This window comes from Plantactinospora solaniradicis, assembly GCF_042658085.1.
GTDB classification, from domain to species: domain Bacteria; phylum Actinomycetota; class Actinomycetes; order Mycobacteriales; family Micromonosporaceae; genus Plantactinospora; species Plantactinospora solaniradicis.
The window spans coordinates 961,091-974,950 of the sequence record NZ_JBHSPR010000010.1 but is presented as its reverse complement, the minus strand read 5'-3'; the positions used below and the strand labels follow the sequence as shown (position 1 = coordinate 974,950).

At 71.1% G+C, this 13,860-nt stretch carries 12 protein-coding genes; 5 read left to right on the top strand and 7 right to left on the bottom strand.

Going from position 1 to position 13,860, the window contains the following annotated elements; all coding sequences use genetic code 11:
- Window positions 1-30: 30 nt before the first annotated feature.
- The 4 genes from ACFP2T_RS17050 to ACFP2T_RS17035 all read right to left on the bottom strand — a co-directional run bounded on the left by ACFP2T_RS17050 (window position 31) and on the right by ACFP2T_RS17035 (window position 5,922).
- On the bottom strand, window positions 31-1,365 hold the full coding sequence (locus ACFP2T_RS17050) for an FAD-binding oxidoreductase (RefSeq protein ID WP_377422554.1): 1,335 nt from the start codon (window positions 1,363-1,365) through the stop codon (window positions 31-33).
- Window positions 1,366-1,368: 3 nt separating this feature from the next.
- Window positions 1,369-2,835: an FAD-linked oxidase C-terminal domain-containing protein gene (locus ACFP2T_RS17045; RefSeq protein WP_377422552.1), complete on the bottom strand. Its 1,467-nt coding sequence runs from the start codon at window positions 2,833-2,835 to the stop codon at window positions 1,369-1,371.
- Window positions 2,836-2,922: 87 nt separating this feature from the next.
- A complete protein-coding gene (gene aceB / locus ACFP2T_RS17040) occupies window positions 2,923-4,503 on the bottom strand; it encodes a malate synthase A (protein ID WP_377422550.1) in 1,581 nt (526 codons plus the stop codon).
- Between the two features lie 135 nt (window positions 4,504-4,638).
- Entirely contained in the window at window positions 4,639-5,922 is a 1,284-nt protein-coding gene (locus ACFP2T_RS17035) for a phospholipase D-like domain-containing protein (RefSeq protein WP_377422548.1), read from the bottom strand.
- A 221-nt stretch (window positions 5,923-6,143) separates the two neighbouring features.
- On the opposite strand from ACFP2T_RS17035, the gene ACFP2T_RS17030 reads away from it, so the two are divergent.
- The gene (locus ACFP2T_RS17030; protein ID WP_377422546.1) at window positions 6,144-7,280 is read left to right on the top strand and encodes an NAD(P)-binding domain-containing protein; all 1,137 of its coding nucleotides are present in this window, start codon (window positions 6,144-6,146) and stop codon (window positions 7,278-7,280) included.
- A 334-nt stretch (window positions 7,281-7,614) separates the two neighbouring features.
- Window positions 7,615-7,905 (top strand): HesB/IscA family protein, encoded by a 291-nt coding sequence (locus tag ACFP2T_RS17025; RefSeq protein ID WP_196206601.1) that lies wholly within the window; start codon window positions 7,615-7,617, stop codon window positions 7,903-7,905.
- 112 nt (window positions 7,906-8,017) lie between these two features.
- Here ACFP2T_RS17025 and ACFP2T_RS17020 read toward each other — a convergent pair whose 3' ends face one another.
- Window positions 8,018-9,298, bottom strand: coding sequence for a beta family protein (locus ACFP2T_RS17020; protein ID WP_377422543.1), 1,281 nt, complete (start codon window positions 9,296-9,298; stop codon window positions 8,018-8,020).
- Window positions 9,299-9,658: 360 nt separating this feature from the next.
- On the opposite strand from ACFP2T_RS17020, the gene ACFP2T_RS17015 reads away from it, so the two are divergent.
- The gene (locus tag ACFP2T_RS17015) at window positions 9,659-10,699 is read left to right on the top strand and encodes a DMT family transporter (RefSeq protein ID WP_377422541.1); all 1,041 of its coding nucleotides are present in this window, start codon (window positions 9,659-9,661) and stop codon (window positions 10,697-10,699) included.
- Here the strand turns inward: ACFP2T_RS17015 and ACFP2T_RS17010 are convergent.
- Window positions 10,610-11,506: an NAD-dependent protein deacetylase gene (locus tag ACFP2T_RS17010; RefSeq protein ID WP_377422539.1), complete on the bottom strand. Its 897-nt coding sequence runs from the start codon at window positions 11,504-11,506 to the stop codon at window positions 10,610-10,612. The two genes, ACFP2T_RS17015 and ACFP2T_RS17010, sit on opposite strands and share 90 nt — an antisense overlap.
- 64 nt (window positions 11,507-11,570) lie before the next feature.
- On the bottom strand, window positions 11,571-12,287 hold the full coding sequence (locus ACFP2T_RS17005) for a cellulose binding domain-containing protein (RefSeq protein ID WP_377422537.1): 717 nt from the start codon (window positions 12,285-12,287) through the stop codon (window positions 11,571-11,573).
- 283 nt (window positions 12,288-12,570) lie between these two features.
- On the opposite strand from ACFP2T_RS17005, the gene ACFP2T_RS17000 reads away from it, so the two are divergent.
- The gene (locus ACFP2T_RS17000; RefSeq protein WP_377422535.1) at window positions 12,571-13,005 is read left to right on the top strand and encodes a hypothetical protein; all 435 of its coding nucleotides are present in this window, start codon (window positions 12,571-12,573) and stop codon (window positions 13,003-13,005) included.
- Window positions 13,006-13,467: 462 nt separating this feature from the next.
- Window positions 13,468-13,860, top strand: coding sequence for a cupin domain-containing protein (locus tag ACFP2T_RS16995; protein ID WP_377422533.1), 393 nt, complete (start codon window positions 13,468-13,470; stop codon window positions 13,858-13,860).

Here is a 13,860-nt window from a genome sequence, read left to right as displayed (position 1 = left end):
GGCCGGGCGGGTGGGGATCGGGCGACGTCATCAGAGTCCTCCCACGAAGCGTCCGGGCGCGAGCCGCGCGTCGGGATCGAACCGGGCCTTGACCCGGCGCATCAACTCCAGCCCTTCCACCGGGCCCCACAGGTCGACCCGCTCGCGTACCGCGGCCGGCGCGGTCAGCACCACCGCGTGCCCACCGGCCTCGTGGGCCGCCCCGCGTAACTCCTCGAGGATCCGGGCCACCCGGTCCGGGTGGGATGCCCCCGGCACCCCGGCGTAGAGCACTCCGGTGCCGGCCGAGCCGCGTACGTCGATCGGGGTGTCGTGCCGGTCACCGGCCGCCCGGGCCGCGGCCAGCAGGTCGGGCACCCCGGAGAGCACGCCGGTGAGCTTGATCCCGGTGTCGCCGACCCGCCACGGGTACGTCGCCCACCAGGAGGGAGCCTGTTCGGTGAGTACCGTCCCGTCGCCGAGGACTCGTCGGGCCGCCTCGGCCCGGCCGGCGACCCCGGCGGGGGTGCCCTCCAGCAGCACCACCACCTCGAATCCGCCGCCGGCCGGTGCCGCGACCTCCAGCGCGCTCGGCACCAGTTGTGCGCGCAGCACGGCGGCGGCGAGTCGGCCCACCCGCTCGATCCAATCGACCCCGACGCCCGGCACGCGGCAACCGACGTACGCCCGAGCGGCCGGCAGCGGGTGCAGTCGGAACGCGCACTCGGTGATCAGCCCGAGCGTGCCGTACGCCCCGGTCACCAGCTTGCCGAGGTCGTAGCCGGCGACGTTCTTCACCACCTTGCCCCCGGCGTGCGCGATCACGCCGTCGGCGCGCACCAGCGTGACCCCGATGAGCAGGTCCCGGACGGTGCCGTAGAGCATCCGGCGCGGCCCGCTGGCGTTCACCGAGACCGCCCCGCCGACGGTCGCCCCGCCGACCGTGGCGCCCGGCAGGGGGTCGTCCAGGGCGAGTTGTTGTCCGGCCGGGGCTAGCGCGTCGCGCAGCTCGTCGAGCCGGGTACCGGCCCGGACCACCACGATGAGGTCACCGGCGGCGTGTTCGACCACGCCGGTCAGCCGTCCGGTGTCCAGGATCAGGTCGAGGGTGCGGGGCGGGTTGCCCCAGTCGAGCCGGGTACCCGCACCCCGGCCGACCACACTGAGCCGGAGTTCGGCGGCGGCCCGCAGCACCGCCGCCACCTGCTCGGTCGAGCCGGGGGCGGCGACGAGCCGGGCCGGTACGCCGCCGACCACATCCCCCGGTCCCGCCGGGCGTACCACCTCGCCGATGTCGTCGTGTCCGCCGGAGGCCTGTACGGGCACCGCGCCGCAGGCCGCGGCCCGGAGCGTCTCGAGTTGCGTCGTCGTGTCGAGCTGGGGCATGGCTCAGAACACCTCCGCGAGACCGGCCTCCTGGAGTGGATGGGCACCCTTGCGCCGGCCGGGCACCTCGCCGCAGAGCCGGGGAGTGGGGAAGATCTTGCCGGGGTTGGCCAGCCCACGCGGGTCGAAGGCACACCGGAGCAGTTGCATGGTGTCCAGGTCGTCGTCGGTGTACATCCGGGGCAGGTACTTCGCCTTGTCCATCCCGACGCCGTGTTCCCCGGTGATCGAGCCGCCGTACGCGACGCAGAGGTCGAGGATCGCGCCGGAGAGTTCCTCGGCCCGCTCCGCCTGTCCCTCGATCGCGTCGTCGAAGAGGACCAGCGGGTGCAGGTTGCCGTCCCCGGCGTGGAACACGTTCGCCACCCGGATCCCGCGCTCGGCGGCAAGCTCACCGATCCGGCGCAGCACCTCGGGCAGCGCGGTCCGGGGGATGACCCCGTCCTGCACGATGTAGTCCGGGCTGATCCGACCCACCGCCGCGAACGCCGACTTGCGGCCCTTCCAGAACAGTGCCCGTTCGGCGTCGTCGGCCGCGATCCGGATCTCGAACGCGGCGTTGTCCCGGCAGAGCCGCTCCACCTGGGCGAACTGGGCGTCGACCTCGGCGGTCGGGCCGTCCAGTTCGACGATGAGCACCGCACCGGCGCCGGCCGGATAGCCACAGTGCACCGCCGCCTCGGCCGCCTCGATGGCGAGCGCGTCCATCATCTCCACCGCCGCCGGCACCACCCCGGCAGCGATGATCGCCGAGGTCGCCGCGCCGGCCGCGTCCGTACCGGGGAAGGCGGCAAGCAGGGTACGCACCGACTCCGGCGATCGGACCAGCCGTACGGTGACCTCGGTGGCGATCCCGAGGGTGCCCTCCGAGCCGACGAAGGCGCCGACCAGGTCGTACCCGGGACTGTCCGGCGCCCATCCGCCGAGCCGGACCAGGTCGCCGTCCGGGGTGACCACCTGGAGCCCGAGGACGTGGTTGGTGGTGAAGCCGTACTTGAGGCAGTGTGCCCCGCCGGAGTTCTCCGCCACGTTGCCGCCGATGGAGCAGATCTGCTGGCTCGACGGGTCCGGCGCGTAGTAGTAGCCGTGCGGTGCGGCGGCCCGGGTCACCGCCAGGTTGATCACTCCGGGCTCGACCACGGCCCGCTCGTCGTCCGGCGCGAGTTCCGTGATGGCGCGCAGCCGCGAGGTGACGATCAGGACGCCATCGGCGTGCGGAAGGGCGCCTCCGGAGAGTCCGGTGCCGGAGCCCCGGGCCACGAACGGTACGTTCGCGGCGACGCAGGCCCGGACGACCAGGGCGCACTCCTCGGCGGTGTGTGGCAGCACCACCAGGGCCGGGACCACCCGGTACTGGGCCAGACCGTCGCACTCGTAGGTGCGGAGCCGGGCCCGGTCGTCGATCACCTGCTCCGCGCCGAGCGTGGCGCGCAGCACGCCGGCCAGTCTTCCGATCTCGACTTTGGACACCGTCGACCTCCGGGCATGCTCAGCGCGTCGGCTCGGCGCCTCGGGGTCGGCGCCTTCTCTTGCGCACAACGGGTTTCAGGGCAGGGTTCAGGGCATCCGTTCGTAGGCGGGCAGGGTGAGGAAGTCGACGAAGTCGTCCGCCACGGCGACCTCCATGAACAATCCGCGGGCCTCGGCGTACCGGCCGGGGTCGTCGCCGAGCTTGCCGATCTCCTCGTCGGCGATCCGCTCCACCAGTTCCCGGGTGACCGGTACGCCGGTGTCCAGCGTGATGTCGTTGTGCAGCCACTGCCACACCTGTGACCGGGAGATCTCCGCGGTCGCCGCGTCCTCCATCAGGTTGAAGACCGCCACCGCGCCCGACCCACGCAGCCAGCTTTCCAGGTACTGGATGCCGACGCTGATGTCGTTGCGCAGGCCGGCCTCGGTGGGCTGGCCCGGGGTGCCGGCGACGTCGAGCAGTTCGGCCGCGCTGACCCGTACCTCCGCGCGGGTCCGGTCGAGCTGGTTCGGCCGGTCGCCGAGCACGCCGTCGAAGACCTCGCGGCAGATCGGCACCAGGTCCGGGTGCGCCACCCACGAGCCGTCGAAGCCGTCGTTCGCCTCGCGGGTCTTGTCGTCCCGGACCTTGGCCAACGCGGTCTCGTTGACCTGCGGGTCGCGCCGGCTCGGGATGAACGCCGCCATTCCGCCGATGGCGTGCGCCCCGCGCCGGTGACAGGTCCGGACCAGCAGCTCGGTGTACGCCCGCATGAACGGCGCCGTCATCGTCACGGCGTTGCGGTCGGGGAGCAGGAAGTCGGTACCCCTGGTCCGAAACTTCTTGATCACGCTGAACATGTAGTCCCAGCGACCGGCATTCAGCCCGGCGGAGTGCTCGCGCAGTTCGTAGAGGATCTCGTCCATCTCGAAGGCGGCCGGGAACGTCTCGATCAGTACGGTGGCCCGGATCGTGCCGCGCGGGATGTCCAGCCAGTCCTGGGCGAAGCCGAAGACGTCGTTCCAGAGCCGCGCCTCCAGGTGGCTCTCCAGCTTCGGCAGGTAGAAGTACGGGCCCGCGCCGGCCGCCAGTTGTAGCCGGGCGCAGTGGAAGAAGTAGAGCCCGAAGTCGACCAGGCTGCCGGAGCTGCGCTCACCGTCGACCAGGATGTGCTTCTCGGTCAGGTGCCAGCCGCGCGGCCGGACAACGATCGTCGCCAGGTCGCCGTCACGCAGCCGGTACTGCTTGCCCTCCGGCGAGTGGAACTCCAGCTTCCGGGCGATCGCGTCCCGGAGGTTGAGCTGTCCGGTGATGACGTTCGCCCAGAGCGGGGTGTTGGCGTCCTCGTGGTCAGCGAGCCAGACCTTGGCGCCCGAGTTCAGCGCGTTGATCGTCATCTTCGCGTCGGTCGGCCCGGTGATCTCGACCCGCCGGTCGACCAGCCCCGGCGCCGGCTCCGCGACCCGCCAGTCCCCGTCGCGTACCGCCGCCGTCTCGGCGAGAAAGTCCAGGCTGCCCCCGGCCGCCAGGTCCGCCTCCCGCTCGGCCCGCCGAGCCAACAGCTCACGGCGACGACCATCGAACGACCGATGCAGCGCGGCGAGGAACTCCAACGCCTCCGGAGTGAGCACCTCGTCGTAACGGTCGCCCATCGGCCCGCTGACCTGGACCCCTTCCGGCAGACTCATCGCCGTACCCCTCACCCTGGTAGCTGATCTCCACTACCACCCTACGGCCGCCCCCCACCGCACTGCACTGTAAGGAAGGGCCCCTTCTTATCGTTTTTTGTAGATAAAGGGGCCCTTCTTAACACCCTTGTGCCGTCAGCGGATCGCGCCGCCGTTCGCCCGGCAGGTGTCCCGGACGTGCCAGAAGTTGCTCAGGTAGTCGTCGTGGATGCCACGGCCCATGATCCGTAGCAGGGTCTCGTCGGCCTGCCGCAGCGCGGACATGTTGTAGTTGTGGCTGCCGGTGAAGACCCGGGGCACGATGTCGTCGTCGTACGCGCCGTCGATCAGCATGTACTTCGAGTGGGTCCTGATGTCCCGACCCGGAGCAACGTTGTAGTTGCACTTGGTCAACTGGATGTTGCTGCCGAGCGCGTTGAGCACGCCGGTGTTGGCCTCGCTGTAGACGACGTCGACCCAGCAGCCGGCGTTGCGGAGCGAGGTGAGCTTCTTCGCGATCTCCGGCCGGTTGAACGAGAACATGTTGACCCGTACGTCGGTCTGCCGGGTGGTGCCGGCGTCGTCGTACGAGCAGGATCGCACCGAGTCCAGCACGCTGACGATGGTGTCGCTGGCGGCGTCGTGGATCGACGTGCCGGAGCGCTCCCGCCGGGGGAAGAAGTACGCCCGGTACGTCGTGCCGGTCGGTGTCCCCCAGTAGTAGTTGTTGTCGCCCGCCGAGCTGTAACGGTGGGAGCGCAGGTCCGCGAAGTACGTCCGGTAGGCCTGGTACGTGGTGGCGTCGCTGAACGTCACCGCGTTGTTGTACGCCTCGTTCGCGTCCCACCAGCCCAGGTTCGCAGAGCCCTGGAAGACCACATTGGACACCGTCGACCCGTTGTTGAGCACGATGCTCGACGCGATCAGGAACTTGTTGTGGTTGTACGCGGTGACCGAGGAGTCGGTGTAGTCGATGGTCCGGGTGCCGATGCAGCCGCGATCCTGGCTGGGAAACTTGTCGGCGCAGTGCACGATGTACGACCCCGCGGCATCGTTCGAGCCGAGCACCGGCAACAGCCGTTGGTACGGACGCTGGGTGACCTGCTCGTGGTCAAGGATGATCTTGACGCGTACCCCCCGCTGGTACGCGTTCAGCAGTCGTGCGGGAAGGTCGGGTGTGGTGGCCGAGTCCGTCACGTCGGTGACGCCGAACCCGAACCACGACATCTGAATCTCTCCTCCGGCCGGCACCCGGTCGATGATCCGGGCGAGCTGGATGAAGATCGTGTTCTGTTCGGCGGCCGAGCCGGTGGGCTGATTGAAGACCGCGTCGTTGAGGGTCGGATCCGGCTCTGCCGCACTGGCCGGGCTGGCGGTCAGGGTCGGTGTGCCGAGCGTACCGAGCGCGACGATGAAGACGAGTGCCGAGCGAGCCGCCAATCTTGGCGAAAATCTACCTGTCTGCATGCGTAGATGATTCCATCGACATCGGTCGGGATCCAGCCCATCGGCGCCGGTCTTTGCCGCTGGCTGGTACAGATGCGTTCCGCCGGTCCGGAGGCGCCCTCGGAGCCCGCGACCGGGGCCGGCCGGACACCTGGCGGGCGAGACGCCGTGGCCGTGGCCGACGGGAAGTCGTGGCCATGGCCGGCGGGGGGACTGTGACCGACGAGACCGTCGGCGTCGGGACGGAACGTCGGCCGGGCGTGGTTACCCGGAAGGTGAGCGGTCGGGATGTCGACGTGGTGGTGATCGGTGCGGGTCAGGCCGGGCTCTCCGCCGGCTACTTCCTCCAGCGGGCCGGGTTCGCGCCGGAGACGGGGTACGTGCTGCTGGACGGTGGCGCCGGGCCGGGCGGGGCATGGCGGGACCGCTGGCCGACGCTGCGGCTGGCCGGCGTACACGGGATCCATGACCTGCCCGGCCGGGCCCTGGGCGAGCCCGACCCGGACCGTCCGGCCGCCGAGGTGGTTGCCGACTACTTCGGGGCGTACGAGCGTGAATTCGACCTTCCGGTGCACCGACCGGTGAACGTGACCGAGGTGCGGGACCGGGCCGACGGCCGGTTGGCGGTGCGCACGGATGCCGGCGAGTGGACCGCACGAGCCCTGGTCAACGCGACCGGAACGTGGCGACATCCGTTCTGGCCGTACTACCCGGGACAGTGGTCGTTCGCGGGGCGGCAACTGCACACCGCCGACTACCGGGGCCCGGCGGAGTTCGCCGGCCGGCGGGTGGTGGTCGTCGGCGGTGGCACCTCCGCCGTGCAGTTGCTGGACGAGATCGCCGAGGTGGCCGAGGCGACCCGGTGGGTCACCCGGCGCCCGCCGGTCTTCGACGACGGCGAGTTCACCGAGGAACGCGGTCGGGCCGCGGTGGCCCGGGTCGACGCGACCGTACGCGCCGGTCGCCCGCCGTCGAGCGTCGTCAGCGCGACGGGTCTGGTGTGGACTCCGCAGACCCGCCGGATGAACGCGGCCGGGCTGCTGCACCGGCTGCCCATGTTCGAGCGGATCACGCCGGACGGCGTCGTCTGGCCGGACGGCAGCAGCTTCGACGCCGACGTGATCTTGTGGTGCACCGGCTTCCGGGCCGTGCTGGACCACCTCGCGCCGCTGAAGCTCCGGACGCCGGGTGGCGGGATTCTGATGGACGGCACGCGGGTGGTCACCGACGACCGGGTGCACCTGATCGGGTACGGCCCGTCGGCGAGCACGATCGGCGCGAACCGGGCCGGTCGAGACGCCGTACGGGAAGTCCGGCGACTGCTGGGTGGTCCGTCGGCGACACCCGGCTGACCAGCGCAGAAGTCCGGCGGTAGCCCTTTAGCACGGCACGCAGGACGGCTCACCGGATTTGACGAATCGGGTTGGAAGCGGCAACGTAGGGCAAGTACGGCCTGTTGCCATTGCCGAGAGTTCGAGAGCGACGAACATCCGCCGTACCCAGGCGTCAGCCCGGTCCCGCGTGAGCGTGGGGAAACCGACTGGGCTGGCTACATGTCCGATGGCCGCCGCGATGTCCGAAGGCCGCACCGGCTCAGTCGCGGGTGCCCGTCGCGGGTGTCCGGAGCACGCCCACACCGATGGGCGTTACGGGCCGAGCGCACAGAAAAATCCACGAGGAGTTTGCATGCTCACCATGACCGAGAACGCCGTACTCGTGATTCGGGACCTGACCACGCAGCAGGAGGTGCCGGACGGTGCGGGACTGCGCATCGCCAGTGACCTGGCGGCCGGGTCGCTGAACCTGTCGCTGGCCGAGAGCCCGGCCCAGGGCGACCAGGTGGTGGACAGCGACGGGGCCAGGGTCTTCCTGGACCCGCAGGCCGCCCAGATCCTCGACGACAAGGCCCTCGACGCCGCGGTCGACGCGCAGGGCGCGGTGCAGTTCGGGTTCGCGGAGCAGGGTCCCATCGCCTGATCCGAGGTGAGCCCTCGACGGTACGGCCCGAGCCGGTCGGCCTGAGTCGGTCGGCCTGACTGGCGGTCAGCGTCGGCGTGACGGGCGGGTCAGTGTCGGCGTGACCGGCGGGTCAGCGTCGGCGTGGTCGGCGACCTCGGCGGAAGCCTTCTCCGGTTCCGTCACGCGGTGCCGGGGCGCTCCGGTCCGTCAGGGTGGTTCGGTCCGACGGCTCGCTCCGATTCCAGGACGAGGTCCGGTTCGGTGGCGTGGTGGGACGACGCGTCGGGGTCGACGGGTCCGTCTGGTGTGGATGGCCGGGTGGATTCAGTGCCCGTACCACCTCGGCCAGGTGGTGCGAGGTGCCCCAGGCGATCCAACTCGCCGTCGAGCCGGGCCCGGGCGTGTAGCGGGCGCGCCGGGCGATTTCCTGGTCTCCCCAGGAGAACGCGGAGCCGGCGGCGGGCCAGTGCTCCGCCGAAACGAGGGTGCGGCACAGGTCGTGGAACCGGTCGTCGTCGCGGCCACTGCCGTGCCGGGAGCAGCGGTAGATCCACCACGAGTCCCCGGCGGTGTAGCGCAGCGTCGGCAGTGGGCGGCCGGGGCCGGTCGCCGGATCGGGCGCCGAGAGACCGTAGTCGCCGAAGTCCACCGACAGGTCGCGCAGGCTCGACCACAGTGCCCAGTCCCACCGGAACAGCCGGCTCGGTTGACCGGTGGGCAGGCCGGAGAGGCTGACCGGCATCGCACCACTGGTCACCGTGATCGAGCGCCAGGACCGGTCCCGGGCCCAGTCGACGATTCGGCGTACCCTCCGGTCTTCGTGCCGGACGTCGGCGGCGCAGCCGACGGCCGCCAGATCGAGTACGAGGTCGCAGCGTTCGGGCGGCAGTCGGAGAAGCCGGAGCACCCGGTCCAGCCGGAGCGTTGCCCCGATCCGGCCGGTGGCGTCCCGGTTGTCTGCCCCCCAACCTCGGTCGCCCGCGCCGGGAGGCTGGCGGGGCTCGATCCGGACGATGGCCCGGTGCAGGTGGGTTCGGGCCGCCGTGGCGTGCTCGGTCAATCGGCAGTCGGCGTCGGAGAGTCGCACCACCGGCAGCACCGGTACGCCCCGTTCGGCCAGTGCCCGGGCCAGTTCGCGACCGGCCGCGCAAACCGCGACGTCATCGGTGCCGAGGTCGGCGAGGTCGATGCCGACGACCAGCCGGTCGGGCGTCCTTGATCGGAGTTCGCTGGCGAATCGGGCGGCGTCGACGCGTGGGCCCCGATCGGTGGCCGGAACCCGCAGAATCGGCGTCACGAGGGGAACCATCGTGCCGTCGAGGTGGTTCAGCGCTTCCAACTCGCCGCGATGTCCGAAGAGGATCGGGCGATAGCCGCGAGCTGCCGCCCCATCGGTCTCGGCAGGCGCCATGCCCCAATCTAGCGACTGGGTCCGTCCGACGGGATCGCCTTCCTCGGCCGTCTCGTGTCGGCCGTCTCGGCTCGGCCGTCGTCCTCGGCATTTCGGCTCGGCCGTTTCGGTCCGGGTGGGTCGGGCGGCCGGGTCCGGCGGGTGGGTCCGGCGGGCGGGTCCGGCGGGCGGGTCGGGCGGAGGCCGGTACGATCGGCGCCGTGCACAGGCGCTTCCCGATCACCCCGCCGCCCCGCGCCTGAGCGGGGCGAACACCCCAGCGTGCCCAGCCGGTAGGGCGGGTGCGCTGTACCAGCATGATCCGGGGACGCCCCGCTTCCGCGACCGATTCCTTCTCTCGTCGCAGGAGCGCGAACCTTCATGTCCAGATCCCGAGCACCGCTCGCCGCCGTACGCCGGCAATCCGATGTCGGCCTGACATATCTGATCATCTCTGGCACGTTGTGGGGCACCGGTGGACTGACCGGCAGCCTGCTGAGCCGGACCACCGAACTCTCTCCGGTCGCCATTGCCGCCTACCGGCTCGCTGTCGGCGGCGCGTTGATCGTGGCCTTTCTCGCCGTCACCGGGCGGCGGGTGCCACGCGGCCGGGCGGCCTGGACCCGGATCGCCGTGTTCGGCGTACTGGCCGCCGTCTACCAGGCGTGCTACTTCGGCGCGGTGTCGCTGACCTCGGTCAGCCTGGCCACGCTGATCACCATCGGAGCCGCGCCGGTGCTCGTACTGGCGGCGGAGGCGGTCACAGGCAGGCGTCGGGTCGACCGTCGGACCGCCGGGACGAGCGTGCTGGCACTGGCCGGACTCGGCCTGCTGGTCGGGGTGCCGGCCGGAGGCGTCGGGACGGTGGCGGTGCTGGCCAGCGCCGGCCTGGCCCTGGCCTCCGCGGCCGGGTTCGCCGCGATCACCCTGATCGGTGCCAGGCCGGTGCGGGGACTCGGTGAACTGGCCGGCACCGGGTTCGCCTTCACCATGGGCGGGCTGTTGCTGGCGCCGCTGGCGATGGGAACGGCCGGGCTCGGCTTCACGCCGGAACCGGGCGCCATCGGTCTGCTGGTCGCCCTGGGCACCGGTCCGACCGCGGTCGCCTACCTGCTCTACTTCCGGGGACTGCGTACGGTCCGACCGGCCACCGCCGCGCTGCTGGCGCTGCTCGAACCGCTCGTCGGCGCGCTGCTCGCCGCACTGTTGATCGGCGACCGGCTCGGCCCGGTCGGCGTACTCGGTGCGATGCTGCTCGCGGCGGCGGTGGTACTGGCCGCGCGGCAACCCGCCGTTGCCGGAGAGGCGGCGACTGATCGCGGGGAAGGTCGGCTACGCGGCCGTCGGTTGACCGGACCGGTCGGCACGGGCCGACGGGTCGGAGGATCGGGCCGGGGGGAGGAGCCGGACCAGTTCGGGTAGCACCACGCCGAGTGGCGCGTCGACAGTCAGGGAGGCGTAGTCGTCGCCCCGGGTCGGTCCCTGATTGACGATCACTACCGGGATGTCCAGTTTCGCCGCCCGAACCACGAAGCGCCGTCCGGACATCACCGTCAGGGACGAGCCGAGGACCAGCAGCAGCCGGGCCCGCTCGACCAGGTCGAAGCAGGTCTGGACCCGCTCGGCCGGAACGGATTCGCCGAAGAAGACGACATCCGGTTTCAGCATCCCGCCCGGACACGCCAGGCAGTCCACGGTCCGGAAGTCCGCGACCGCCTCGTCGGGCAGTTCGACGTCGCCGTCCGGGTTGACGGTGTCGTACCAGGCGGTGAACCGGGGGTTGGCGGCCCGCAGGCGGCGGTCCAACGTCTCGCGGTCGCTGGATCCGCCGCAGCCCAGGCAGGTCACCCTGGCCAGGCTGCCGTGGAGTTCGACGACCGACCGGGCACCGCCCGCCTGGTGCAGCCCGTCCACGTTCTGGGTCAGGATGCCGGCCAGCAATCCCCGCCGGTCGAGTTCGGCGACCGCGCGGTGACCCGCGTTGGGGATGGCGCCGGTCACGGTGCGCCAGCCGAGGTGGCTGCGGGCCCAGTAACGGCGTCGGGCCACCGGGTCTGCCACGAACGTCTGGTACGTCATCGGGGTGTGTCGGCGGAGCGCCCCGCTCGGTCCCCGGTAGTCGGGAATCCCCGACTCCGTCGACAGGCCCGCCCCGCTGAGCACCACGACATCGCCACCGGCCAGAAGCTCCGCCAGCGGCCCGTAGTGCTCGGCTGTTCGCGTGTTCACCCGTCCATGCTGCCTCGCCGGCTCCGGGACCGGCGAGCGGGCCGGGCCCGGAGCCGCCGTCCCGTCACTGGAGGATGGTGCAGCGCTGGCCGGGGCCGACCTGGAAGTCGCTCGGTGGGGTGAAGGTCCCGGTGTAGCGGCCGTTGAATCCGAAGTTCTGCGGGGTGCCGGGCGGGATCGAGGGGGAACCGTTCCATCCCGGCGACGTGATCGTGGCCCGGGTACCGCTGCGGGTGATCGTCGAGTTCCAGGTCTGGGTGATCTGGAGATTCGTCGCGATGTTGAACCCGATGGTCCAGCGGAGCACCGGATCGGCGCCGGACCAGACCAGCGCGCCTCGCACCATGAAGCCGCCGTACTGGTCGGCGCTGATCGAGATGGTGCAGTTCCAGCCGGCCGGCTCGGGCCGGGTGGTGAAGGTGACGGGTTCGGAGAGCGGGCTCAGGGTGTAACCCGAGCCGGCCAGCGCGGCGGCTCGTACCGCGACGGTGTACTCGGTGTTCGGCGTCAGGCCGCCCAGGGTGTACGAGTTGAACGGCATCGACACGAACCCCTGCCACTCGCCGTCCACCAGGCGCAGCATGCTGTAGCGGAAGACGGGTCCGGCGGGCCGTTCCCAGGTGAGCGTGGCGCCGGTCGAGGTGAGGTCGGTGACCACCGGTTGGCCGGGTGGAGGCAGCGGGATCAGCGGATCGGCGTACGCGGGGGTTGCCGACAGCGGCAGCAGCACGAGCCCGAGGACGGCGGCGAGGAGGCGGACGGGCAGCTTGCGACCAGGCATGCCAAGAGCCTTTCTGGGAGTACGACTTGCTCCAGCGCCCGGCTCCAATTGACAGTCATCAAACTACGCCGTCGCGACGATGTCCAGACGAGCTGTCCGTGATCGGACAGGCGTACTAAGTGTGGCCATATGTTGACGGAGAGTAATCTCGTGGACAGGCAAGTAGCGCGACCGGCACGGACCCATCCGGCCTGACCTACCAGGTCAGCCGCTCGCCGTACCGCTGTCGCAATCCCTCGTCACCTGGGCCGGACACCGGCCCGCCCAGCAAGGAGCCACCACCATGTCCGACGTCAGCGAGGCCAGACAGCCCGACACCAGCGAAGCCAAGCACGCCGCGATCGAACAGCCCCCTGCCACTGGAACCGAGGCCGAGGGAACCGACGTCCTGGCCGTACCCGCCACCGCCGCCGGGCTACCGGCGACCGCCCAGGGCCACTTCGCCGTGGTCAACGCGAACGGGACCCTTGCCCGGGGGTTCGGGGCGGTCTCGTCCGCCCGGTTGGCCGTCGGCCAGTACCAGGTGGTGTTCATCCAGAACGTCACGAGATCGGCCTTCATCGCCACCATCGGCCTGCCCGGCAGCGTCGGCGGCTCCCCGCCCGGCGAGATCGCCGTGGTCGGCCGGGCCGGCGTCCCCAACGGTGTCTTCGTACAGACCTGGAACAGTGCCGGCACCCCGGCCGACCGCTCCTTCCACCTGCACGTCTCGTCCTGAGTCGCTGCATGCCGACGTCCGGTCGGCGCGCCACCGGCCCGGACGTCACCCCGGCCAGGCAGTCCCCGCCTGGCCCCCCGGTCCCTGCGGCGCGGCCCGGCGCCGCAGGGACCGGCGCGAGGCCACTGTGAAAAACGCCGTCGGAGGCACGCCCGACGTCCGACGCAGGTACGCACGAGCGCGCGGCGCCGCCCGATGGATCGTGGCGTCGCCGCGCTCTGGCCGTCTCCCGCCCGCGCAGCCCATCGGCGGTACGCCAGCGGGGACCTGGCTCGACCGGTCCGACGTGTGCCGTTCCGGCTGGTTGTGGGGTTTCCCACCGTCACCGGAACCAAACCTGAGGCTGGCCGCGACCTGGTAAAGGCGATCCGTGACCGCCGACAGTCGTCCCCGCCGTCCCGTTCGGCACTCCGGACGCGCGGGCGTGCGTTATCCGCCGGTCTCCGGGGTAAGGAAGCGCGCATGGAGCACTACACGATCGCCACCGTTGCCGAAAAGAGCCCGGACTTCCGCCGGGTGTTGTGGACCGGCAAGCACACCCAGTTGGTCATCATGACGATCCCGCCGGGCGGCGAGATCGGCGAGGAGGTCCACGAGGACACCGACCAGATCCTCACCTTCGTGAGCGGAACCGGTGAGGCACAGGTTTCCGGCCAGAAGCGCCAGGTGGCCCAGGGCGACCTGGTGGTCGTACCGGCCGGGCGGAAGCACAACTTCATCAACACCGGCCCCAACCCGCTGGTCCTCTACACCGTCTACGGGCCGCCGGAGCACGCCGACCAGGCGGTGCACCAGACGAAGGAGGAGGCCGACGCGTTGGAGGAGGCGGGCAAGGACGAGCCGCCGACCGGCTGA

Excerpts from the sequence above, each read along its gene's own strand:
- ACFP2T_RS17025 (WP_196206601.1), top strand. The coding sequence starts at position 7,615 with ATGCTCACCATGACCGAGAACGCCGTACTCGTGATTCGGGACCTGACC.
- aceB (WP_377422550.1), bottom strand. The coding sequence starts at position 4,503 with ATGAGTCTGCCGGAAGGGGTCCAGGTCAGCGGGCCGATGGGCGACCGT.
- ACFP2T_RS17015 (WP_377422541.1), top strand. The coding sequence starts at position 9,659 with ATGTCCAGATCCCGAGCACCGCTCGCCGCCGTACGCCGGCAATCCGAT.
- ACFP2T_RS16995 (WP_377422533.1), top strand. The coding sequence starts at position 13,468 with ATGGAGCACTACACGATCGCCACCGTTGCCGAAAAGAGCCCGGACTTC.
- ACFP2T_RS17020 (WP_377422543.1), bottom strand. The coding sequence starts at position 9,298 with ATGGCGCCTGCCGAGACCGATGGGGCGGCAGCTCGCGGCTATCGCCCG.
- ACFP2T_RS17050 (WP_377422554.1), bottom strand. The coding sequence starts at position 1,365 with ATGCCCCAGCTCGACACGACGACGCAACTCGAGACGCTCCGGGCCGCG.
- ACFP2T_RS17000 (WP_377422535.1), top strand. The coding sequence starts at position 12,571 with ATGTCCGACGTCAGCGAGGCCAGACAGCCCGACACCAGCGAAGCCAAG.
- ACFP2T_RS17005 (WP_377422537.1), bottom strand. The coding sequence starts at position 12,287 with ATGCCTGGTCGCAAGCTGCCCGTCCGCCTCCTCGCCGCCGTCCTCGGG.